The sequence below is a fragment of the Planococcus sp. 107-1 genome, assembly GCF_021513255.1.
GTDB lineage: Bacteria > Bacillota > Bacilli > Bacillales_A > Planococcaceae > Planococcus.
Window position 1 is genome coordinate 1365999 of the sequence record NZ_CP090977.1, and the last position, 22595, is coordinate 1388593.

25 protein-coding genes, 1 pseudogene and 3 other annotated features are annotated in these 22595 nt (G+C 44.2%); of the genes and pseudogenes, 24 read left to right on the forward strand and 2 right to left on the reverse strand.

Features of this window, described 5'->3' with window-relative positions:
* Positions 1–148 precede the first annotated feature (148 nt).
* From L0M13_RS07255 to L0M13_RS07300, 10 genes and pseudogenes are all read left to right on the forward strand, one after another.
* Positions 149–1165, forward strand: a pseudogene (locus tag L0M13_RS07255) (glyceraldehyde-3-phosphate dehydrogenase).
* Between the two features lie 316 nt (positions 1166–1481).
* Positions 1482–1865: an adenosylmethionine decarboxylase gene (speD, locus tag L0M13_RS07260; RefSeq protein WP_235198919.1), complete on the forward strand. Its 384-nt coding sequence runs from the start codon at positions 1482–1484 to the stop codon at positions 1863–1865.
* Between the two features lie 114 nt (positions 1866–1979).
* Positions 1980–2456, forward strand: a complete 477-nt coding sequence (gene nrdR, locus L0M13_RS07265) for a transcriptional regulator NrdR (protein ID WP_235198920.1) — start codon at positions 1980–1982, stop codon at positions 2454–2456.
* Positions 2457–2467: 11 nt separating this feature from the next.
* Positions 2468–3829 (forward strand): replication initiation and membrane attachment family protein, encoded by a 1362-nt coding sequence (locus tag L0M13_RS07270; protein WP_235198921.1) that lies wholly within the window; start codon positions 2468–2470, stop codon positions 3827–3829.
* The gene (dnaI, locus tag L0M13_RS07275; RefSeq protein WP_235198922.1) at positions 3830–4765 is read left to right on the forward strand and encodes a primosomal protein DnaI; all 936 of its coding nucleotides are present in this window, start codon (positions 3830–3832) and stop codon (positions 4763–4765) included.
* 58 nt (positions 4766–4823) lie between these two features.
* Positions 4824–5060, forward strand: a binding site (T-box leader).
* 101 nt (positions 5061–5161) lie between these two features.
* Positions 5162–7090: a threonine--tRNA ligase gene (gene thrS, locus L0M13_RS07280; RefSeq protein ID WP_235198923.1), complete on the forward strand. Its 1929-nt coding sequence runs from the start codon at positions 5162–5164 to the stop codon at positions 7088–7090.
* Positions 7091–7146: 56 nt separating this feature from the next.
* Positions 7147–7287, forward strand: a sequence feature (ribosomal protein L20 leader region).
* 82 nt (positions 7288–7369) lie between these two features.
* The gene (infC, locus tag L0M13_RS07285; protein ID WP_235199282.1) at positions 7370–7876 is read left to right on the forward strand and encodes a translation initiation factor IF-3; all 507 of its coding nucleotides are present in this window, start codon (positions 7370–7372) and stop codon (positions 7874–7876) included.
* Positions 7877–7904: 28 nt separating this feature from the next.
* Complete coding sequence (gene rpmI / locus L0M13_RS07290) at positions 7905–8105, forward strand: 50S ribosomal protein L35 (protein ID WP_033541514.1); 201 nt, start codon at positions 7905–7907, stop codon at positions 8103–8105.
* 92 nt (positions 8106–8197) lie between these two features.
* The gene (gene rplT, locus L0M13_RS07295; RefSeq protein WP_052651989.1) at positions 8198–8557 is read left to right on the forward strand and encodes a 50S ribosomal protein L20; all 360 of its coding nucleotides are present in this window, start codon (positions 8198–8200) and stop codon (positions 8555–8557) included.
* Between the two features lie 285 nt (positions 8558–8842).
* The gene (locus L0M13_RS07300) at positions 8843–9115 is read left to right on the forward strand and encodes a DUF1294 domain-containing protein (RefSeq protein WP_235198924.1); all 273 of its coding nucleotides are present in this window, start codon (positions 8843–8845) and stop codon (positions 9113–9115) included.
* Between the two features lies 1 nt (position 9116).
* Here the strand turns inward: L0M13_RS07300 and L0M13_RS07305 are convergent, their stop codons facing one another.
* Entirely contained in the window at positions 9117–9497 is a 381-nt protein-coding gene (locus tag L0M13_RS07305; protein ID WP_235198925.1) for a sigma-w pathway protein ysdB, read from the reverse strand.
* Between the two features lie 90 nt (positions 9498–9587).
* On the opposite strand from L0M13_RS07305, the gene L0M13_RS07310 reads away from it, so the two are divergent.
* The 12 genes from L0M13_RS07310 to L0M13_RS07365 all read left to right on the forward strand — a co-directional run bounded on the left by L0M13_RS07310 (position 9588) and on the right by L0M13_RS07365 (position 20552).
* A complete protein-coding gene (locus L0M13_RS07310; protein WP_235198926.1) occupies positions 9588–10073 on the forward strand; it encodes a dUTP diphosphatase in 486 nt (161 codons plus the stop codon).
* Positions 10074–10144: 71 nt separating this feature from the next.
* The gene (locus tag L0M13_RS07315) at positions 10145–11233 is read left to right on the forward strand and encodes a M42 family metallopeptidase (protein WP_235198927.1); all 1089 of its coding nucleotides are present in this window, start codon (positions 10145–10147) and stop codon (positions 11231–11233) included.
* A 255-nt stretch (positions 11234–11488) separates the two neighbouring features.
* On the forward strand, positions 11489–12445 hold the full coding sequence (locus L0M13_RS07320) for a nuclease-related domain-containing protein (RefSeq protein ID WP_235198928.1): 957 nt from the start codon (positions 11489–11491) through the stop codon (positions 12443–12445).
* A gap of 204 nt (positions 12446–12649) precedes the next feature.
* Positions 12650–12865 (forward strand): helix-turn-helix transcriptional regulator, encoded by a 216-nt coding sequence (locus L0M13_RS07325; RefSeq protein ID WP_235198929.1) that lies wholly within the window; start codon positions 12650–12652, stop codon positions 12863–12865.
* Positions 12855–13355: a hypothetical protein gene (locus L0M13_RS07330; RefSeq protein WP_235198930.1), complete on the forward strand. Its 501-nt coding sequence runs from the start codon at positions 12855–12857 to the stop codon at positions 13353–13355. Before L0M13_RS07325 ends, L0M13_RS07330 begins: the two co-directional genes overlap by 11 nt.
* Positions 13352–13801 (forward strand): small multi-drug export protein, encoded by a 450-nt coding sequence (locus L0M13_RS07335; RefSeq protein WP_235198931.1) that lies wholly within the window; start codon positions 13352–13354, stop codon positions 13799–13801. The genes L0M13_RS07330 and L0M13_RS07335 overlap by 4 nt, the downstream gene beginning before the upstream one ends.
* A gap of 191 nt (positions 13802–13992) precedes the next feature.
* Positions 13993–14769, forward strand: coding sequence for a TrmH family RNA methyltransferase (locus tag L0M13_RS07340; protein ID WP_235198932.1), 777 nt, complete (start codon positions 13993–13995; stop codon positions 14767–14769).
* A gap of 34 nt (positions 14770–14803) precedes the next feature.
* Positions 14804–15031, forward strand: a binding site (T-box leader).
* Between the two features lie 37 nt (positions 15032–15068).
* Entirely contained in the window at positions 15069–16106 is a 1038-nt protein-coding gene (gene pheS / locus L0M13_RS07345) for a phenylalanine--tRNA ligase subunit alpha (protein WP_235198933.1), read from the forward strand.
* A 14-nt stretch (positions 16107–16120) separates the two neighbouring features.
* A complete protein-coding gene (gene pheT / locus L0M13_RS07350; RefSeq protein WP_235198934.1) occupies positions 16121–18523 on the forward strand; it encodes a phenylalanine--tRNA ligase subunit beta in 2403 nt (800 codons plus the stop codon).
* Between the two features lie 192 nt (positions 18524–18715).
* A complete protein-coding gene (locus L0M13_RS07355) occupies positions 18716–19093 on the forward strand; it encodes a type IV pilus modification PilV family protein (RefSeq protein ID WP_235198935.1) in 378 nt (125 codons plus the stop codon).
* On the forward strand, positions 19090–19488 hold the full coding sequence (locus tag L0M13_RS07360; protein WP_235198936.1) for a PilW family protein: 399 nt from the start codon (positions 19090–19092) through the stop codon (positions 19486–19488). Before L0M13_RS07355 ends, L0M13_RS07360 begins: the two co-directional genes overlap by 4 nt.
* An 11-nt stretch (positions 19489–19499) precedes the next feature.
* Positions 19500–20552, forward strand: coding sequence for a hypothetical protein (locus L0M13_RS07365; protein ID WP_235198937.1), 1053 nt, complete (start codon positions 19500–19502; stop codon positions 20550–20552).
* 208 nt (positions 20553–20760) lie between these two features.
* Here the strand turns inward: L0M13_RS07365 and rnhC are convergent, their stop codons facing one another.
* The gene (gene rnhC / locus L0M13_RS07370; protein WP_235198938.1) at positions 20761–21693 is read right to left on the reverse strand and encodes a ribonuclease HIII; all 933 of its coding nucleotides are present in this window, start codon (positions 21691–21693) and stop codon (positions 20761–20763) included.
* Between the two features lie 84 nt (positions 21694–21777).
* Between rnhC and zapA the strand changes: the two genes are divergently transcribed.
* Together zapA and L0M13_RS07380 are read left to right on the forward strand one after the other, a co-directional pair.
* The gene (gene zapA / locus L0M13_RS07375) at positions 21778–22038 is read left to right on the forward strand and encodes a cell division protein ZapA (RefSeq protein WP_235198939.1); all 261 of its coding nucleotides are present in this window, start codon (positions 21778–21780) and stop codon (positions 22036–22038) included.
* 5 nt (positions 22039–22043) lie between these two features.
* Positions 22044–22580 (forward strand): CvpA family protein, encoded by a 537-nt coding sequence (locus L0M13_RS07380; RefSeq protein WP_235198940.1) that lies wholly within the window; start codon positions 22044–22046, stop codon positions 22578–22580.
* The last annotated feature ends 15 nt before the right edge of the window (positions 22581–22595 follow it).

Below are 22595 nucleotides of genomic sequence, written 5' to 3' on the forward strand. Positions count from 1 at the left end.
TAAAGTGTGAAAGATCTAAGCCGGGCACATGTTGCCTGGCTTTTTTTATTGGGATAGATTTAAAGGTTCCATAAAACAGCAAATGTGTTATACTATATAAGAAATTAAAAATTAACAGTATGACTTATTTAAATGGGGGTCTCATAAAATGACAATTTCTATTGCGATTAACGGATTTGGCCGTATTGGCCGCATGGTTTTCAGACAGGCAATTTTGATGGATGACATTAAAATCAGTGCTGTAAACGCTGGTTACCCTGCTGAAACTCTCGCGCATCTTATTAAGTATGACACAAATCACGGCACCTTTGCGGGTGACGTCTCTTCTGAGGAAGACGCATTAATCGTTAACGGCAAACGAGTTCAACTCGTTAACGAAAGAGATCCTTTGAATCTCCCATGGAAAGAAATGGACATCGACATCGTAATCGAAGCAACTGGAAAATTCAATTCCCGTGAAAAAGCGGCACTTCATTTAGATGCGGAGCCCGTAAAGTCATATTGACTGCACCGGGGAAAGATGAAGACATCACCATCGTGATGGGGGTCAATGAAGACAAATTCAACGTCGACGAGCATAGCATCATCTCCAATGCGAGTTGCACAACCAATTGCCTTGCGCCTGTCGCAAAAGTACTGAACGATGCTTTTGGCATCGAAAATGGCCTAATGACTACCGTCCATTCTTTTACGAATGACCAGAAAAATTTAGACAATCCGCATAAGGATTTGAGACGAGCGCGTGCGTGCAGCCAGTCGATCATCCCTACTTCTACGGGCGCTGCGAAAGCGCTGTCATTGGTGCTGCCGGAACTTGAAGGGAAACTTCATGGAATGGCGCTTCGTGTGCCGACTCCAAACGTTTCGCTCGTGGATTTAGTCGTGGATTTAGAGCGTGATGTGACGGTGGACGAAGTGAACGAAGCCTTTATCAAAGCTTCAGAAGAAGGTTTGGAAGGGATTTTGGCTTTGACGATGGAACCATTAGTATCCGTGGATTTCAACACGAACCCGAAATCTGCTGTGATTGACGGACTTTCTACGATGGTCATCGGCAAACGGAAAGTGAAGGTTTTGGCTTGGTACGATAATGAATGGGGCTATTCAGCCCGTCATCGACTTGACGAAAAAAGTGGCGGATGCATTGGTTTTCGCTGAAGCTTAATTGCAAATACCGCGTTTCTGCTTGAGGAACGCGGTATTTCTTTGTCTTTAGCCAGTCTGGGAATCACAGAAAAAAACTTGCGTTAAATTTATTGCATTTAGCACAGATACACCTTATACTAACATTCGTAGTTGAAAAATTAACTACCAGCTTCTATGTTTTCAGGAAACTTGATGAAGGCATTCAGGGAGCATGTGTTTTATTCACATGACTGCTTAAAGGGTTAGGACCTCTTTGGACTAACTTTCCCCCGTGGTAGTCAACTTTGAATATTTTGAGCACGAAAACAAAATGATATCAAAGGGGGAAACGAACCATGGAAACAATGGGACGTCACGTAATTGCAGAACTTTGGCAGTGTGATTTTGACAAATTAAACGATATGGATTATATCGAACAAACTTTTGTTGATGCAGCACTGAAATCCGGAGCGGAAATTAGAGAAGTAGCTTTTCACAAATTTGCACCTCAAGGTGTAAGCGGAGTTGTAATCATTTCTGAATCGCATTTGACAATCCACAGTTTTCCGGAACACGGTTATGCAAGTGTAGATGTTTATACTTGCGGCGATCTTGATCCGACTATTGCAGCGGAGTATATCGCTAAGGCGCTTAACTCACAAGCGAGTGAAGTTACCGAATTGCCACGCGGCATGGGTCCAGTTGGTACTGGAGAAACAAAAGTTTCAGTAACTGTATAATCCATTATTTTGAAAAACATCAAGCAGGGGATAAATTCCTCTGCTTTTTCTATTTTCCCAAAGAAATTTTGTTATACTAGAAAAAACAGATAGAAAGTTTAGGGAGATGTCGAAATGAAATGTCCGGCTTGCCAGCACAATGGTACACGCGTAGTTGATTCGCGGCCAGTTGATGATATGAAGTCCATAAGAAGGCGCAGGGAATGTGAAGCTTGCGGCTATCGTTATACGACGTTCGAAAAAGTGGAAGAGATGCCGTTGATTGTGGTGAAAAAAGACGGGTCCCGTGAAGAATTTAGCCGCGAGAAAGTTTTGCGAGGCTTGATCCGTGCTTGTGAAAAACGCCCTGTGCCGCTCGAGGTTCTTGAAAGCGTTGTATTCGATATTGAAAAAGATCTTCGGCGCCAAGGGAATGCCGAAGTAAAATCTGAAGAAGTCGGTGAGTTGGTCATGGACCGTTTAGCTGGCATCGATGAAGTCGCTTATGTTCGATTTGCATCAGTCTACCGCCAGTTTAAAGACATTACTGTATTTATCGATGAATTGAAGGATTTATTGAAAAAGAGTCCGGATGATAAGAAGTCCGAGTAAGGCGGTGAATCATGACAGCTATGTATAAGGAACTCCAGCCTGCAGATTCTTTCCGAATTGTTATGCCATATCCTTTTTCGAACTACGACCGCCAGCTGTTGACGCTTCTCTATCAGCCGCTTGTCGGTGCAGAAGCCATCGCTTTTTACTTGACGCTTTGGGCGGAAGGGGAAGAAAGCACAGATGAAGCGACGCATTATATGTTAATGAATACGCTTGGCGTCTCCATTTCCCGGATTTTCGAATCGCGGATCCAATTGGAAGCGATCGGCTTATTGAAGACGTACCGCAAAGACCAAGAAAACCGTTCGTTTGTCTATGAGCTTTGTCCGCCGCTCGATCCGAAAAGTTTTTTTGCGGATCCGCTGCTGTCGATGTTCCTTTTTAGCAAAGTGGGGGAAACGACGTACCGGAAAGTAAGAGACCGTTTTGTGGTCCATCGTGAAATCATGGAAGGCTATGCGGAAGTATCCCGGACATTTACGGACATTTTCCAGCCGGTCCATGCGAAAGCGGGCTATCCGTCCCAAACCGATAATTTGCAGGAACGCAAAAAGGGTTCTTATGAAGCTGAAGGGGAATTTGATTTTTCATTATTGCGCCAAGGTTTGTCTGAACAGTTGGTGCCGCATAAAGTGCTGACGGCGAGCATCCGGGAACTCATCGCAAAACTCGCGTTCCTGTATAGCTGGGGTCCCCTCGAAATGCAGAAAGTCATTTTGCTCGCAATTGACGATGATTACAAATTGACGCTTGAGAGTTTAAAGAAAGCGGCAGCTGATTATTATAAATTGACCGTAGCCACGACAGCCCCTCAATTGGTTCAAGTGAAGAAAAAAGAAACGCCGAAAAAGGAAGCGCCGAAAACAAAAGAAGATGAATTGATCGATTACCTCGAATCGGCTTCTCCGGTTGAAGTGTTAAGAGACATTGCGAATGGCAAGGAGCCGTTGCCGGCAGATGTCCAGCTAGCGAATCAACTGGTTATCCAGCACGGCATGGAGCCTGCTGTCGTCAATGTCCTCTTGCAGTATGTCTTGCTGCGGACCGATATGAAGTTGACAAAGGCATATGTTGAAAAACTCGCTTCCCATTGGCTTCGAAAAAACGTCAAAACGGCGAAGGAAGCGATGGATCTTGCGCGGATCGAGCACGAACAGTATTTGAAATGGAAATCGGAAGGATCTCCGACAGCAAAAACGAGAAGTTCTTCTTCCAGCCGGAAACCGGTGAGGGAAGAGAAACTGCCGGAATGGTTTTATAAGAAAGACGATGTTCAGCCAGCGAAAGAGGCGGACAACACGGAAGACCTCGAAGCGGCAAAACAAAAATTATTAGCGAAATATGCGATGAAGAAAGGTAAGGGTGATTAAATGGAACCGATCCGGGAGACCTTAAAACGTGTCGTGAATGCCCCTGCTTTTTCCGAACGCTATAATGCGATGCGGCAGGAAGTACTGGAGCATCCAGGCGTTCAGCATTTTTTAGATGAACATTCTTCGGAAATTGATAAAAACATTGTCGACAAAGGCATGCACAAACTCTATGAATACATCGACCAATCCCATGACTGCAATAAATGCCCGAGCCTTGGTGCCTGCATCAACCACTTAAAAGGGTTTGAACCGAATTTGGTTCTTGAACGCAGCAATATCGGGATTTCGTATACGCCGTGCCGCCTGAAAAACGAGCACGACAACAAACGCCGGGCGTCGTCATTGATCCACAGCATGTATATGCCGAAAGAAGTCATGGAAGCGACGTTGTCCGGTTTTGAATTGGATGCGAGCCGCTTAGAAGCGTTTAATGCCGTCGATTCGTTCCTGGATGCCACTAAGGGTCCAGGGGAGATGCCGGAAAAAGGCTTATACCTTTACGGCAAGTTCGGCATCGGCAAATCTTATTTGCTGAGTGCTGTAGCAAATGCGTTGGCCGAAAAGAACATTAAATCGGTTTTGGTATTCGTCCCTGAATTCATGCGTGAAATGAAACAGGCAATCGGCGACCAAACCTTGCAGGAAAAAGTGGATTATGTCAAAAAAGCGGATGTCTTGATGTTGGATGATATCGGAGCAGAAGCGATGTCGAGCTGGACGCGCGATGAAGTGCTCGGAACGATTCTCCATTACCGGATGGCTGAAAAGCTGCCGACTTTCATGACATCGAATTTCAGTTATTCGGAACTTCAGCATCATTTGACGTATTCACAGCGCGGCGAAAAAGAAGATTTAAAAGCGGCGCGCGTAATGGAACGCATCCGTGCCTTGACGGCTCCGGTTATGTTGGACGGGCGAAACCGACGAATTTAATCACACAAGGTGTTGTCTTTTTAAAGTTTTCGTCGTATAGTAAAAACAATCGATACAATATAATGCGTTGACAAGGACAAGAGTGGATTTGTACGGCTTATAGAGAGAGAAGCCCCGGCTGAAAGCTTCTTAGTACGGCAAACACACTTACCACCTTTGAGCAGCAATTGTGAAATCTTTCAGTAGCAATTGACGGTACCGGCCCGTTAGCCGATGCAGAGCTTCATTTTGAATTGGATTCGTCCGTTCAAGATAGAAGAAGGGTGGAACCACGAACTTAAGCTTCGTCCCTTTGGGATGAGGCTTTTTTTATTGGTTTCATTTAGGGCAGACATCTTGGAAGCCGAGAACTAAGGCTAGATGTTCGGCCTAGAACATAAAAAAGGAGAGAGCAGAATGTCAGACATGATTCAATTAACATTCCCAGACGGTGCAGTAAAGGAGTTTCCGAAAGGCACAACAACTGAAGAGATTGCCCAGTCGATCAGCCCGGGCCTTCGCAAGAAAGCACTTGCCGGTAAAGTAGGCGAGCATTTGGTTGATTTGAAATCACCGATTGCAGAAGACGGCAGCATTGCAATCATTACGCCGGAATCAGATGAAGCGTTGGAAATCCTTCGCCATTCATCTGCCCATCTATTGGCACAAGCGATCAAACGCATTTACAAAGATGCGAAACTTGGAGTCGGCCCGGTCATTGAAAACGGCTTCTACTACGACATCGATACAGCAGAATCGATTTCAGCAGAAGACTTGCCTGCCATCGAAAAAGAAATGAAGAAGATCATCAACGAAAATATTGAAATCGTTCGCCACGACGTTTCGCGTGCAGAAGCTCAAAAACGGTTTGCAGCGATCGAAGATCCATATAAATTGGAACTTTTAGAAGCGATTCCAGAAGACGAGCAAGTATCGATCTATGAGCAAGGCGAATTTTTCGACCTTTGCCGTGGAATCCACGTGCCGTCGACTGGCAAATTAAAAGAATTCAAATTGCTGAGCGTGGCGGGTGCATACTGGAGAGGCGACAGTGACAATAAAATGCTGCAGCGCATCTACGGTACTGCTTTCTTCAAAAAAGAGGATTTAAAAGCGCATCTTGAAATGCTTGAAGAAGCGAAAGAACGCGACCACCGCAAAATCGGGAAAGAATTGAATCTATTCATGAACTCCCAAAAAGTGGGCCAAGGCTTGCCGATGTGGCTGCCAAAAGGCGCGACTATCCGCCGCATCATCGAACGCTATATCGTTGATAAAGAAGAAAGCCTAGGATATGACCATGTGTATACTCCGGTTATGGGAAGCGTGGATCTTTATAAAACAAGCGGCCACTGGGACCATTACCAGGATGATATGTTCCCGGTCATGCAAATGGACAACGAGGAATTGGTTCTTCGCCCAATGAACTGCCCGCACCATATGATGATTTTCAAACAAGGCATCCATTCATATCGCCAGCTGCCGATCCGCATCGCGGAACTAGGCTTGATGCACCGCTACGAAATGTCTGGTGCATTGTCTGGATTGCAGCGTGTTCGCGGCATGACATTGAACGACGCACACATTTTTGTACGCCCGGACCAAATCAAAGAAGAATTTAAACGCGTTGTCAACTTAGTGATCGATGTTTATAAAGACTTTGATCTTAAAGATTATTCTTTCCGCGTTTCCTACCGCGACCCGGCAGACAAAGAGAAATACTTTGACGACGATGCAATGTGGGAACGTGCGCAATCCATGCTGAAAGAAGCAATGGACGATCTTGGACTGGATTACGTGGAAGTAGAAGGCGAAGCAGCATTCTACGGTCCGAAACTTGATGTCCAAGTCAAAACAGCTCTAGGCAAAGAAGAAACACTTTCAACTGTCCAGCTGGATTTCTTGCTTCCTGAGCGCTTCGACCTGACTTATATCGGAGAAGATGGCAAACAGCACCGTCCAGTCGTTATCCACCGCGGCGTTGTTTCGACTATGGAACGTTTTGTCGCTTTCTTGATCGAAGAATACAAAGGGGCATTCCCGACTTGGCTGGCTCCAGTTCAAGTGGAAGTGATTCCGGTATCGCTCGATGCACACAGCGACTACGCGAAAAACGTCCAAGAGAAATTGCAATCTCATCGATTGCGCGTCGATATCGACGAACGCGATGAGAAGCTTGGCTACAAAATCCGCGAAGCGCAGATGCAAAAAGTTCCTTATATGCTGGTTCTTGGAGACCAGGAAGTTGAAAACGGTTCGGTCAACGTCCGCAAATACGGCGAACAGAAATCCGAAAGCATGCCGTTTGACGATTTCTTGAAAATGATTCAAGGTGAACTTCGCTAAAGTGTTGACATGCCTTTAGGTGCATGGTATTATGAATAAGGTTATAGAATACTTATATGTGCAAGCAGGAGCACCCGCTTCTCACCTGATCGACCAGTTGTTGGCAGGTAGACACGATTTTGACTTTATCACGCTGCGGCGTGCTGTCATAAATTGCGGGTGGGCCGAACGAGGCCCATCCGCTTTTGTTTTGGATCGGACCTGTAAGCCGACATGGTCGGTTACACATGTTAAGCTATTCGCGACACTATCCGGAGGTGGATTAATATTAGCAAAGACATCAATGTAAATGAAGGTATTCGTGCACGTGAGTTACGGGTTATTGATCAGAACGGTGAGCAACTCGGTATTAAAACACGTAACGAAGCACTTGAAATTGCTGCACGTGTCAACTTGGATCTTGTACTAGTGGCTCCTCAAGCTAAGCCGCCGGTCGCACGTATCATGGACCATGGTAAATTCAAGTTCGAACAGCAAAAGAAAGACCGTGAAATTCGTAAAAATCAAAAAGTGATCGTAGTGAAAGAAGTGCGTTTGAGCCCTTCAATCGACGAACACGATTTTAACACGAAACTTCGCAATGCGATTAAGTTCCTTGAAAAAGGGGACAAAGTCAAAGCTTCAATCCGCTTTAAAGGCCGTGCGATCACGCACAAAGAAATCGGACAGCGCGTCCTTGAACGCTTCGCAGAAGCATGCAAGGAAGTTGCGACGGTTGAACAGCGCCCTAAAATGGATGGCCGCAGCATGTTCTTGATGCTTGCGCCAGTTAACGAAAAAGAATAACAGATCAATTGTTTAGGAGGAACTCGAAATGCCGAAAATGAAAAGCCACCGCGGTGCGATGAAACGTTTCAAGAAAACTGGAACTGGTAAAGTAAAACGCAACCGTTCACACACAAGCCACTTATTTGCAAACAAATCGACTAAGCAAAAACGTCACCTACGTAAAGGGAAACTTGTTTCTGCAGGCGACTTGAAACGCATCAAATCTCTTATCTATAACATGAAATAATAGCGAAAGCGCTCGTCTAGTAAGAGACAGGCTTCGCCAAACACACGAACAAAAAATCGAATTTTATATATTCAAGCAGGAGGTAATGTGATATGCCACGCGTAAAAGGTGGAACAGTGACGCGCCAGCGTCGTAAAAAGGTCATTAAATTAGCAAAAGGTTATTATGGTGCAAAGCACATCCTTTTCAAAGTAGCAAACCAGCAGGTAATGAAGTCAGGTAACTATGCTTACCGTGACCGTCGCAATAAAAAACGTGATTTCCGTAAACTATGGATCACGCGCATCAACGCAGCAGCTCGTATGAACGACATTTCATACAGCCGTCTAATGCACGGTCTTAAAGTTGCTGGAATCGACATCAACCGCAAAATGCTAGCTGAAATCGCTGTATCTGATGCAGCTGCTTTCACAGCATTAGTAGATGCTGCAAAAAAAGCAGTAGCTAAATAAGAAAAGCGAAAATGGCCGTTAAGATTCGATAGGCATAAGACGGTTTGGCGAAGCGGCATTTATGCCGCACAGCCGAGCCGGCTTATGACCCGAGAATCTGGCCATTGCAGCTAGACAAGAAAAGCGAAAGCGCCTGTACAGCTCCGACAGGCTTAAGGCAGAACACGTAGGAAATCCTGATTTCCGGAGTGGGCTGACTTAAGATCCCGAGGAGCTAGGCGCTGCAGCTAGACAATAAAAAAGACTGACGAATTTCGTCAGTCTTTTTTTCATGGAGGGATTCTTTTGTTCTTGATAATAGCCGGGTATTTCACTGTGCTGTCACTGCTTGCACTCATCATGATGAAAGTGGATAAATCGCAGGCACAGCGGCGCGGCCAGCGGATACCTGAGAAAAATTTATGGTCAGTCGCCATTCTTGGCGGCGGCATCGGCGCCTATATCGGCATGATGATGTTCCGCCATAAAACAAAACATACCAATTTCCGCGTAGGCTTCCTGATGCTGGCTGTGATTGATGCAGCCGCATTAATTTGGAGCTACCTAAATTTCGTTTGATTCACTGTTTCATCAGCTGTTCGATCGGGTTTTTCCAATTGATCTTGGCAGCAGGGTAATTCATCTGAATTTCTTTTTCCAGGAAGTAAAAGTCTTCTTTCGTAAAGCCCTGCAGCATGTCGGGGTTTTCAGCCCATACGAAAATGGAAACGACTTCAAAAGCATCTTCGGTCGTCCCTAAATATTTTTCGCCTTCAAACACCGCGCCTCTAAGCGTGATGAAAAAATTCTTGCGGACATTTTTTACATCATCGTAGAAGTAATACGTGTTCGCTTCAATGGCAGCGTCTAACTTCCGTTTTGGGTCCACTACATAGCGGATCAATCGATAAAATAAATAAATGATAAGTGCGATGACAATGAGGCGTATAAAAAAAGCCATGAGAAATCCCCCATCTCTATAGGTTCTATTATATAATACGGACGAAAAGTACTTTGGTTTCAAGATTTTATTGAAAAAAGGAGGGTTTTTATGAACTTGCATCAATTATTCGAAATGCAGGAAGAATTGGACCGTTTTATCCAGTCTAACCACGGAATCGAAGAAGATGTATTCCGCAAAAAAGGGTTGGCGCTCTTGATCGAATTGGCGGAGCTGGCAAATGAAACGCGCTGTTTTAAGTTCTGGAGCACAAAACGGCCTTCAGCTCAAGAAGTGCTATTGGAAGAATATGTGGATTCCATCCATTTCCTTTTATCCCTTGGCATCGAAAAGAACCTGAATATGTTGGAAACTTGGCCAAGTGCCGTGAACCACAAAGATTTAACAGAGCTTTTTTTGGGTACGCAAGAAAAAATTCTGAAGTTCATGGACAACCATTCGATGTCGGCGTATCAGGAAGTTTGGAGCTGGTATGGCGGGATTGCTTCAGCACTCGGCTTTAGCTACGAGGATGTGTTAGAAGCATATTTTGCAAAAAACGAAAAGAATTACCGCCGGCAGAGAGAAGGGTATTAAACGAATTTTTTGATAAATGAAAGCTCATCTATTATAATAAACAAGTACAAATTATTTAGGAGGTCGAAATAATGGCTAAAATGGATGAAACCGTATTGATGCTGAAAGAACTAACTGACGCTAACGGGGTGCCAGGCAATGAACGCCAATCCCGCGAAGTGATGAAAAAATACATAGAGCCTTACGCTGACTCGATTGAAACAGATGGTCTGGGGAGCTTGATCGCACGTAAAGAAGGGTTGGCAGACGGACCCAAAATCATGGTTGCCGGACATTTGGATGAAGTCGGCTTCATGATTTCTCAAATCGACGATAAAGGCTTTTTGAAATTCCAACCGCTGGGCGGCTGGTGGAACCAAGTGATGCTCGCGCAGCGTGTGACAATCACAACGCGCAGCGGAAAAGAAGTGACCGGCGTCATCGGCTCGAAACCGCCGCATATCCTATCGCCGGAAGCCCGCAAGAAACCGGTTGAAATCAAAGATATGTTCATTGATATCGGTGCATCTTCACGCGACGAAGTAAAAGAGTGGGGAGTAGCTCCCGGAGATATGGTCACGCCGTATTTCGAATTCACTGTTATGAACAATGAAAAAATGCTTTTAGCGAAAGCATGGGACAACCGCATTGGCTGTGCGATCGCCATCGATGTCCTAAAAGGGTTAAAAGGGCAAGAACACCCGAACATCGTTTACGGAGTCGGCACTGTTCAAGAAGAAGTGGGCCTCCGCGGAGCAAAAACGGCGACTGCTAAAATTCAGCCGGATATCGGTTTTGCTGTTGATGTCGGAATTGCTGGCGACACACCGGGAATCACGCAGCAGGAATCCACAAGCAAAATGGGTGCTGGCCCGCAAATTCTTTTATTCGACGCGTCGATGGTTTCGCACCGCGGCTTGCGTGAATTAGTGGTCGATACCGCAGAAGAAGCCGGCATCCCTTATCAATTCGAAACGATTGCAGGCGGCGGAACCGATGCCGGATCCATCCACTTGACGGCAAACGGCGTACCGGCATTGTCGATTGGTGTGGCAACGCGCTACATTCACTCACACGCTGGCATCCTGCACCGCGACGACTACGAGAACGCGGTGAAATTGATTGTTGAAGTCATCAAGAAATTAGACAAAGACACAGTAGCGCGCATTACGTTTGAATAAATGATTTTCCCCTTCCGCATATCGCGGAGGGGATTTTTTTGTGTGAAAATGAGGGGGTGAGCATAGAAAATAGAAAAGTGCTCATAGAATTTCGAAAAGTGCTCATAGAAAGTAGAAGACCGCTCATAGAACTCCGGGAAGTGCTCATAGAAAGCAGAAAACCGCTCATAGAACTCCGAGAACCGCTCATAGAAAATAAAATAACAAAACATAGGTTGAAGTGCTATAATCCGATTAAGCTGAAAGGGGGAAACAATGAAATTAACGAGAATCGATATGCTGAAAAGAGCAATTCGCAGATTGCCGCTTTATTCACAGGAACGAATTTTTCTGGAGAAAGAGTTATTTAATACAGAAGCTGGCATTCGAGGCGAAACAAGGCTCAGGAAAAAATTTGTTGAGTTTTATTCCACAGAGCCATATGAAATACTTTGGAATACGAGTCTGACATTGGGCAAATGGCCAGTGCAAATTGATGGTTTGCTGTTGACGTCGAAAGTAGCCCTTATCATCGAGTCGAAAAACATAAGCGGCGAATTGCATTTTGACAATGGCACGGGTGAATTTTATCGTATTGATTCAAACGGAGTCAAAACGGTCATGGATAATCCGGCCATTCAAGTAGAAAAACATATCCGCTTTATGCAAAACTGGTTTGCAGAAAAACATATCCATTTAGCTGTGGACGGTTTGCTCGTTTTTACCGCCGTGCAAGCTGAACTTTGTACAATTCCTCATGCTATTCACACGTGTCGCCACCACCAGATGATTGAGTTTGCCTTTAGAATCCTCAAAGGGTATTCATCCAGCCCCCAACTTCATAAACAGTCACTTAAAGAAATTAAACAAATGATCGAAAATGAAAATACACCATTTCTACAAAAACCCATTGCTCAGCAATATTCTTTTCATCCCCTTCTTTTTGAACAGGGCATTTATTGTGAAGCTTGTGAAACTTTAAATGTTTTGAGAGAGAGTGGTGCATGGCGATGTTTAAAGTGCGGAAACAAGTCAAAAAGTGCAGCGGATGAAGCAGTATTGGATTACTTCGCCTTATTTGGCAACCAAGCAAAAAATGAAGCGATTCGCCAGTTTATAAAAATCGACGATCGCCATCTTGTTAAGCGGTTGCTGTCCAAAAACAGTATTTTGAAACATGGAAACAAGCGGCATAGTAAATATTCTCTGGATGCAGCTGAAATTATAGAGTGAATGATCATAGAATTTCGGAATCTGCTCATAGCGTTTCAGAAAGTGCTCATAGAACTTCGAAATCTGCTCATAGAAATAAAAAGGTTTGCTATTTATATGGCAAACCTTTTTTAATTCAGAATGTTAACTATACTTGACTTTATGTTAAGTGTAATATACATTATGTTATATAAACCGAACATCTACACAGGGAGGATGAAGTGGATGCTTAGAAACCGCGTGAAGGAATTGCGGGCGCGCTATGGATTTACGCAAAGTGATCTTGGCAAGCGGGTGGATGTGACGCGGCAGACGATTGCGTTTATTGAGAAAGGGGAATTTTCGCCTTCGATTACGCTCGCTTTGAAACTCGCTAGCACATTGGAAACAAAGGTGGACGACTTATTTTGGCTCGAAGGGGAGGAGCACAATGAAAAATGATTTCCGCTTAAACTATCCATTATGGATGATGGCATTTATTTTATTGTTAGGGGTGTTGGCGTTCGGTTTGAATTCGCCGATAACGGAATTTGTCAATACCGAGACTGAAACGAGCGTTACGATTAAATTAGAGGCGCTGGAAGGCTTTGTCGTGTTTTGTTCGATCATCCTTTACTTCGCTTTTCTTGTGATTTTCATGGCACGGCTCAAAAAGCACAATAAAGAAAATCCGACACAAAAGATTTCGCCGCTCGCTATTCGCCCTCCAGAGTATTTGGAACAGGACGAAGGCATGACATACATCACGCGAAAAGCGGTTCAGAAAGTCTATAGCTTTATCACGTTAGCGCTGCCATTTTTAGCGACGGTCGTCATTGTGTTTCCGTTGCCGAAACTTGCCATCATCTATGGAATTTTGGCCATCGCTTTTGGCCAATACTTGATTTATTACCTCGAAATCCGAAAACATTTCAAGGAGGAAACTGAATGATTTATGAATACTTTCTTGTTTTCCTGGGAGCAGCCATACCCTGGCTCGAAATTGCATTGGTCATTCCGCTCGGCATCGTCTGGGGCTTGTCTCCTTTTTGGGTAATGGTCATGGCGTTTGTCGGCAACATGTTGACAGTGCTCGCTTTGATCATCGGATTTGATAAATTCAAGGATTGGTATTTAAAACGGCAAGAAGCGAAAGGAAAGGCGAATTCGAAGAAAAACGAACGGGCAAAGAATATATGGAATAAATACGGATTGCCTGGGCTTGCTCTTTTAGGTCCGATTCTCATCGGTACGCACATCGCGGCATTTATCGGCATGACGCTCGGCGCAACAAAACGAAACACGACCATTTGGCTTACCATCAGCATCGGCTTGTGGACACTTGTTTTCGGTCTTGCGACAGCTTTCGGTTTCGACTTTTTCACACGTGAACTTTAACCCGGCCGCCTCCGCTTTTCTGGTGTCCAGACTCCAGCGGCCAGATTCTCGGGACATAAGCCGAGTTGGCTACACGGCAAAGGACGCCGCTTTGCCAGCTCATCTTATGCCTGTCGAATCTAAACGGCCGCCTCCGCTTTTCCTTAATATGCTATACTTGAGCTATTCTGAAATAAAGGCGTGAACTGCAAATGAAAAGAATTGAATCAACACAAAACTCGCTTGTGAAGCATTGGAAGAAATTAGTCACTACCCGTAAAGAACGGGATAAATTCACGGAATTTCTAGTGGAAGGCTTTCATTTGACGGAAGAGGCGTTGAAGAAAAAAGAATCCATCAAATCCTTGATCGTCCGGGAAGGCGTCGATATTCCCGCTGGCTGGAATGTCGACGATGTGCCGATGTATTCCGTGACGGCAGCGGTAGCGAAAGAAATTTCCGAAACGGAGCATTCCCAAGGGATTTTCGCGCATTGTGCGCAGCCTGAATTCACAGAAGCAGACCAGCAGCAATGGAGTAAACTGTTGTTGGTCGATGCAGTCCAAGATCCTGGCAATATTGGAACGATGATCCGTACAGCATCTGCAAGCGGCATCGACGCGGTCATTTTAGGGAAAGGCTGTGCGGATCCGTTCAATCCGAAAACGGTTCGTTCAGCGCAAGGCTCCCATTTCCAAATTCCGGTTGTCAGAGGCGAATTGGAAGAATGGACCGCAGAGCTGAAAGAACGCAATATTCCTTTATTCGGTACAGCGCTGATCAATTCAACGCCGGTGCACGAAGTGGAAAGCCAAGAAGCGTTCGCTTTGATCGTCGGCAATGAAGGAAGCGGTGTAGATCCGGTCTTGCTGCAGAAGACGGACCGCAATTTAATGGTGCCGTTATACGGCGAAGCGGAATCGCTGAACGTGGCTGTTGCCACTGGAATTCTGCTTTATAGTTTAGTGCCAAAAAACAAATTTGATTAAATGAACGCAATTTCGTATACTTAAAGGGTAAATAAGAAAAGCTGTGACCGGGAAAAGTATGTTGTGCCGTTGCATCAAGAGAGTCTGCGCCTTGGCTGGAAGCGCGGATATGCGAGAAACTTCAGAAGTTCACCCCGCGAGCTGCCTGTCGGGACCAGCAAATGCTGTAAAGATGGGCCGGTGAAGAGCCGTTACGTAAATAAGTGATTGCCTATTTTGGCGATAACTAGGGTGGTACCGCGAATAATGCCTCGTCCCTTTTTGGGATGGGGCTTTTTTACGTTTAAGGAGGAGAAAAAATGGAAGCACAATTGCAGGCATTGAAAACAGAAGCGCTTGAAAAAATTGCATCAGCGGCGAATGTAAAAGAATTGAATGACGTCCGTGTCGCTTATTTAGGGAAAAAAGGGCCAATTACTGATCTATTAAAAGGCATGGGGAAATTACCGGCTGAAGAACGTCCGAAAATGGGCGCACTAGTCAACGTAGTTCGTGAAGAAGTCACGACTTCGCTTGAAGAACGCATGGTGATTCTGGAAGAAGAAGCGATCAATCTGAAGTTGCAAAGTGAAACGATCGATATCACATTGCCAGGGCGTCCTGTTCGTACAGGAAACCCGCATCCATTAACGCGCGTTATCGAAGAAATCGAGGATTTATTCGTATCGATGGGTTATGAGATCGCTGAAGGTCCGGAAGTGGAAAAAGATTATTACAACTTTGAAGCTTTGAATTTGCCGAAAGGCCATCCAGCCCGTGATATGCAGGATTCCTTCTATATTACGGAAGACATTCTGCTTCGTACGCATACATCGCCGGTACAAGCCCGTACGATGGAAGCAAAAGGCGGCGAACCGATTAAAATCATCTGCCCAGGGAAAGTATATCGCCGCGATAACGACGATGCGACGCATTCCCATCAATTCACGCAAATCGAAGGATTGGTCATCGGTGAAGACATCCGCATGAGTGATCTTAAAGGGACGTTATCCGTATTCGCGAAGAAGATGTTCGGAGACGACCGTGAAATCCGCCTTCGTCCGAGTTTCTTCCCGTTCACAGAGCCTTCTGTTGAAATGGATATCTCGTGCTTTAAATGCGGAGGATCTGGCTGCAACGTCTGCAAAAAAACCGGATGGATTGAAATTCTTGGAGCCGGAATGGTGCATCCGAACGTACTTGAAATGGCCGGCTATGATTCAAAACGCCTGACAGGATTTGCTTTCGGCATGGGGCCGGAGCGTATTGCAATGCTGAAATACGGCGTAGAAGACATCCGCCATTTCTATACCAATGATGTCCGCTTTTTATCCCAATTCCAGCGCACTGAAGTTTAAGGAGGAAATAAAACATGCTCGTATCCATTAAATGGTTGAAAGAATATGTAAATACACAAGAGTTAGACCCGGCTGAACTGGGCGAGAAAATTACCCGTTCAGGCATCGAAGTGGACGCAGTCATCGACCGTTCACATGGCATGACGAACGTCGTAGTCGGTTACGTTGAATCATGCGAGAAACATAAGGAAGCGGATAAATTATCGATTTGCCAAGTAAATGTCGGAGAAGATGGCATTGAACAAATCATCTGCGGCGCACCGAATATTGCGGCTGGCCAAAAAGTCATCGTTGCCCGCCCTGGCGCTAAATTGCCAGGCGGCGTGAAAATCAAAAAAGCGAAGTTGCGCGGTGAAGTTTCAAACGGGATGATCTGCTCACTTCAAGAACTGGGCATTGAAGGGAAATTGGTTCCTAAAGCATATGCAGAAGGCATTTACGTGCTTCCGGAAAACGCAGAAATCGGTTCTGATGTTGTAACGAATTTTGACCTGGATGACACCGTACTTGAACTTGGCTTGACTCCAAACCGTGCAGATGCAATGAGCATGCTAGGTGTGGCTTATGAGGTCGGCGCTATTTTATCAGAAGAAGTAAAACTGCCGGAAGCAACATACACAGAAGCAGCGGATACGGCAGCGTCAATGCTGACATTGAACATTGATGCACCGGAAGCGAATCCGCTTTATGTGGCGAAAGTCATCCGCAATATCGAAGTGAAAGAGTCGCCGATGTGGCTGCAGCAGCGGTTAATGGCAGCAGGCGTCCGTCCGCATAACAACGTCGTCGATGTGACGAACTTTGTCTTAATGGAATACGGCCAGCCGCTACATGCGTTTGATTATGATTCTTTGAAGACCGGAAATATCACAGTTCGCCATGCGAAGCAGGACGAATTGATTACGACGTTGGACGATGCAGAACGGAAATTATCGCCTCATCATTTAGTGATTACAAACGGCGAAGAGCCGGTTGCCTTAGCAGGGGTTATGGGCGGCGCGAATTCAGAGGTAAGCGATTCGACAACAACGATTGTCATCGAATCTGCTTATTTCGCATCAGGATCGATTCGTCAAACTTCGAAAGACCATGGATTGCGCAGCGATGCGAGCTCACGCTACGAAAAAGGCGTTGACCCGAACCGTGTCATTCCTGCAGCAGAACGTGCTGCAAGCTTGATCGCAGAACTTGCCGGAGGAGAAGTGCTTGCAGGATCCATCATTTTTGATGAGCTTGAGCGCGAAGAAAAAATCGTGAAAGTAAGCCCGGATTTCATTAACACCCGTCTTGGAATGAAAATTCCATTTGAAGACATGCTTGAGATTTTGGAGCGCTTGAAGTTTAAAACGGAAGCGGCAAACAACCAACTGATTATTTCAGTGCCTACTCGACGCCAGGATATTCAAATTGAGGAAGATGTTGTGGAAGAAATCGCACGCCTTTACGGCTACGACGAAATTCCTGCCACTTTGCCTCAAACGGAAGCACGCCCAGGCGGTTTGACGCCGTATCAAGCGAAGCGCCGCATGGTCCGCCATTTCCTTGAAGGTGCAGGGTTATTGCAAGCGACGACGTATTCATTGACATCTGAGAAGTCGGCGAAGCAATTTGCTTTGACGGAAACGGATACGACAAGATTATTGATGCCGATGAGCGAAGAACGCAGCATTCTGCGCCAGAGCTTGTTGCCGCATTTATTGGATTCAGTGACACATAATACAGCTCGCCGCATCGATTCAGTGGCGCTGTATGAAACAGGCGCTGTGTTCTTGAAAACAGAGGATGAATTATTGAACGAAGAAGAGCATCTGGCAATTGCCATGACGGGCTTATGGCTCGATAATAGCTGGCAAGGCGAGAAGAAACCAGTCGATTTCTTCGTGCTAAAAGGCATCGTTGAAGGGCTTGGTGAAAAATTGGGTGTTGAATTGTCCTTTGAACGTGGACAAATGGACGACCTCCATCCGGGAAGAACGGCATTCATCATTCATGACGGACAGCGGATCGGCGTCATTGGCCAATTGCATCCGACAGAACAAAAAGAACGTGATTTGAAAACCACTGTCGTTCTCGAATTGAATTTAGCTGAACTATTGAATTTAGCAGCGGATCCATTGCTTTACACGCCGGTACCGCGCTACCCATCTATCACACGCGACGTAGCACTTGTATTGTCGAAGATTGTGGAAGCGGGCACGATTGAAAAAGTCATCCGAGGCGCTGGCGGCAAATTGCTGAAAGATGTCCGTGTCTTTGACTTGTACGAAGGCGACAAGATGGAAGCAGGCAAAAAATCAGTAGCGTTCACGTTAACGTACTTTGATCCAGAGAAAACCTTGACGGACGAAGAAGTCGTAGCCGTGCATGATAAAGTATTGAAAGCTTTAACAGAAGTTGGAGCAGAACTGCGGAGTTAATTAAATGAATAAGTAGAAGAGGCGGAATCAGTAAGATTCCACCTCTTCTTTTTTTATGTGAAAAAAGACCTTAAAGGTATTGTAAAAAATATTAAAAAATAACCACTTAAGTTCCATTAATATGGTAATATTAAGTTGTTAATTAATGGTATATAAAGAAAATAGTTAAAATTCGATAAATGGAGGTTGTATATGAAGAAAAATATAAAAAGTGAGAAAGGATTAACATTGGTAGAGGTTCTAGCAGCAACCGTTATTTTGGGGATCGTTCTAATTTCATTTATGTCTTTTTTTGCTCAATCTGCAAGATTCACTGTCCATAATAGCGAAAAGTTAACAGCTGTTGAGGTTGCGGAGGACGTAATGGGAGAAATTAGACAAGGAAAAACAGCCATTCCCACAGCTAAATACAAAAACTTTGAAATTTTTATTGCTGTAACGGATGGTCCAGCCAATACAAAGTTAAAAAAAGCCGTCATTACAGTGAAAAACACCTCGAAAAGCGAGTTGAAGAGCAAGGATTTTGTAACTGAAATGTACTTCAAACCGGCTAGCGGGGTGTCGTCATGAGAAATGAACGTGGAATATCTTTAGTAGAGATATTAGCTGCATTAGCCCTTGTAGGGATCATTATGGCTTTAGCAGTGTCTGTATTCGTAAACGGATCCAAAGCTTCAGTAAGGTCAACAGCAAACCAAAGAATTCAACAAGAAGCAAATTACATAGTAGAAGTAATTAGAAGCGAATACTTAAAAAACACTAGCGAGACAATCAAATTAGAGATAAAAACGGGAGGAAGTCCCGAAATCTTATTGATGAATGGAAAAAAGATTTCAGAAGGCTATGATTTTAATTCAACCACCCTTTTGATTGAACGAGTCAAAGACGTAAAATTTAATTTGGAATTAAAGTCTAATCAAGACAGCCAACATAAAATTGAAACCACTTTTAGTAAACTGCGATAAGGGGGATTGAAGTGAGACATATCAAAAACGAAAATGGCTATGCGTTAGTCATGGTTATATTGTTGGTTGTTGTTTTCACCACTCTAGGCATGGGATTGTTAGCGATGAATATAAACGCAAACAAGCAATTTAATGTGAAAGAAGATCAAGTGCAAGCAAGGCATCAGGCGGAGATGGGTGTACTGCATTATAAAGAAGAAATTAAAAGAGTTGTAGAAAGCTATGATTTCGTAACATATAAAAATAAAAGTGAACAAGAAAATTTAATGCTGAATGGGGATTTGCTATGTAATAAAATAAATTCGATAAAAATAATTAAACTTTCAGATTTAAATGATAAAAATTATGAAGTAAGTATTGTTTCTCCATGTAAAACTGCTACAGATAATCAATTAACAGTAGAAATATTAAGCGTAGGTAAAACCCTGAGTACTTTTAAATCTATAAAAAACACATTCAAAATGAGTCCACCAACTATATTAGCTAATCAACCGATAAAAAAATTTCCAGAGAAACCAAATCGTCCATCAAACTACACACCTAAAAACTCTAATGATCCTTTAGATGAGAGTGGATACGTTGAAATTACAGTGCCGTTTATAACTAAGAAACAAGAGCATCATTTTAAGGATCATTTTGTGATAAGTGGAGTTAAAGGTAATGCATTCACAGTAGGAGGTGGTAAAGAAGATAAAGTTTTGGTTGAAAAAGACCTATATATGGATGGGAATTTATATATTCAAAACCATGCATGTATTTTAGTAAGAGGAGATTTAATAATAAATGGGGATTTAACAAGCCAATCTAATGGTGGGGAAATTAATATTATCGTTTTCGGGGATGCGCTAATCCTTGGTAATGAAAATTTAAAGTCAGATGATCATTTGTTTGTGAAGGGAGATGTCTATTTAAGTCAAAATAAAACAAAAATCTTAAAGTATAATAAAGGAAGTTCTGGTAATTGTAAAGCTCCTGACTCTTGGTATGAACCTTTAAAACCAATACCTGATATAAATAAATATCGCTGGGAAGTACAAGATTCAATTGATCCAGTATATTTATAATGAAACTTTATAAAGAATTCAATACATAGCTACTATTTATGGAGGTAGTAATTAAATAAGTGAGTAAAAAGTAAACCGAAAAAAGCAGAATCCCAAGATTCTGCTTTTTTCTGTCCATCTTTATAAGGGTTCAAGTAATCATTTTGTAATCAAAATGTGCTAGTAATCTTTCCTAAGAATGATAAAATAAGAATATTCCAAAAAAATCTTAGTAGCGTTTTTTATTCGCCAATGCTTGGGCTTTCTTCGTGTTCGCAAAATGGGCTTTTGTGATGTTTTTTAAATAGCTCTCGCCGTGCTTCAATAAAATCTTGGCAGCAGCTTCATCCACTATTTTTCCGGCGCCTTTTGGCAAAGTGACACCGGTTTCGCTGCTCATGCGGTCCATTTCTTCCAAGAAAGCGACTCGCGCAATGATGGATGCGCAGGCAACGGAAACGTGGAGGCCTTCCGCTTTTGTCGAGAACAGGACATTTTCCTGGATGATTTCTTTTTCATCTTTTATGTGTTTATAATAAATGCCGCGTTCAGCAAATTGGTCGATCAAAATGGCATCCGGCTTTTCCGGTGCGATTTTACGGAGTACATGTTTTAATGCTTGGTTGTGCATCAAGGCTTTGATTTTTCCTTGCGACCAGCCTTGTTCCTGCACGCGGTTGTATTTTTCATTTTTTAAGGTCAATACGCTATGGGCAAACGCCGCTTTTAGGTCTGGAGCAACGCTGCGCATCCAGGCGTCAGTCAGCTGTTTGGAATCTTTTACGCCGAGCTCGTGGGCAAGCGCCACTTTATCCGCCGGAACGTAGCAGGCAGCGACAGTGATCGGACCAAAGAAATCGCCGGTCCCGGTTTCATCTGAACCGAGTACGGAAAGTCTGGCGAAATTCGGAGGCAGCTGATCACCTTTGGCTGTGGATGTTTTTGCGGCTGCGGCCTCAACTTCTCCCCAACGCGCAGCTTCCCGTTCGGCACCGGCACCTTGGAACATCACTTTTCCGGACGTGTAGACCGTGACGACTGCATCCGTTAATTTGGCTGTAAAGCGGATGTAAGGCGCTTTCGCGGCCACTTGTTTCGGCTTATAATGGGCAATGATTTGGAGGAGACTTTCCTCCGGCAGTTTCAACACAATATTTGACATGAAGGCGCCTCCTTTCTTATGATTCACATTGTACGCGTGTTCATGTTATGATTATCTATAGCATTTCTAAGGAGGGGTGGAGCATTGTCGGATGAACATAAAATAACGACTTCAGTCGAAATCTACGGCTATACCTATAAAATTGTCGGTACGGAAACATCCGGTCATATGCGGCAAGTGGCCTCGATGGTGGATGAAAGTATGCGTGAGTTCCATGCGATGAATCCATCTCTCGATAGTTCGAAGCTGGCAGTTTTGACCGCCGTCAATACGGCACATGAATATCTTAAACTGAAAGAGCGGGTAGAACAATTAGAAAATGAATTGAGAAAGTTGAAGGGTTGACGTAGATGCTTGATATTATTTTATTGATTTTATTGATTGGCGGCATAATCGTAGGCGCAAAACGAGGGCTGGTTCTTCAGCTGATCCATATGGTTGGATTTGTCGTGGCGCTCGTTGTCGCTTATCTCTATTATAAACCGCTCTCGGAATATTTTGTGCTGTGGATCCCGTATCCGGCTGTCAACGATGAATCCCGTTTCACGATGGCCATCGAACAGCTGGACCTGGATCAGACTTTCTATCAGCTATTTGCTTTTGCCTTGATTTTCTTTGTGGTGAAATTCGGTCTGCAGCTGCTTGCTTCCATGTTCGATTTCTTGAAGTACTTGCCGGTGCTCGGCTTTATCAGCAAGGTGCTCGGCGCGGTACTTGGATTTATTGAAGTGTACATACTCCTATTTATCTTTATCTATGTGTTTGCGCTGCTTCCGATGGACGCGGTCCAAAACCAGCTCGAGAATTCCAGCCTCGCTCAAATGATGCTGGAGCATACGCCTTATTTCTCTGAGAAAGTAAAAGAATGGTGGTATATTTATATGTAAGCAGTAACTTCTCTC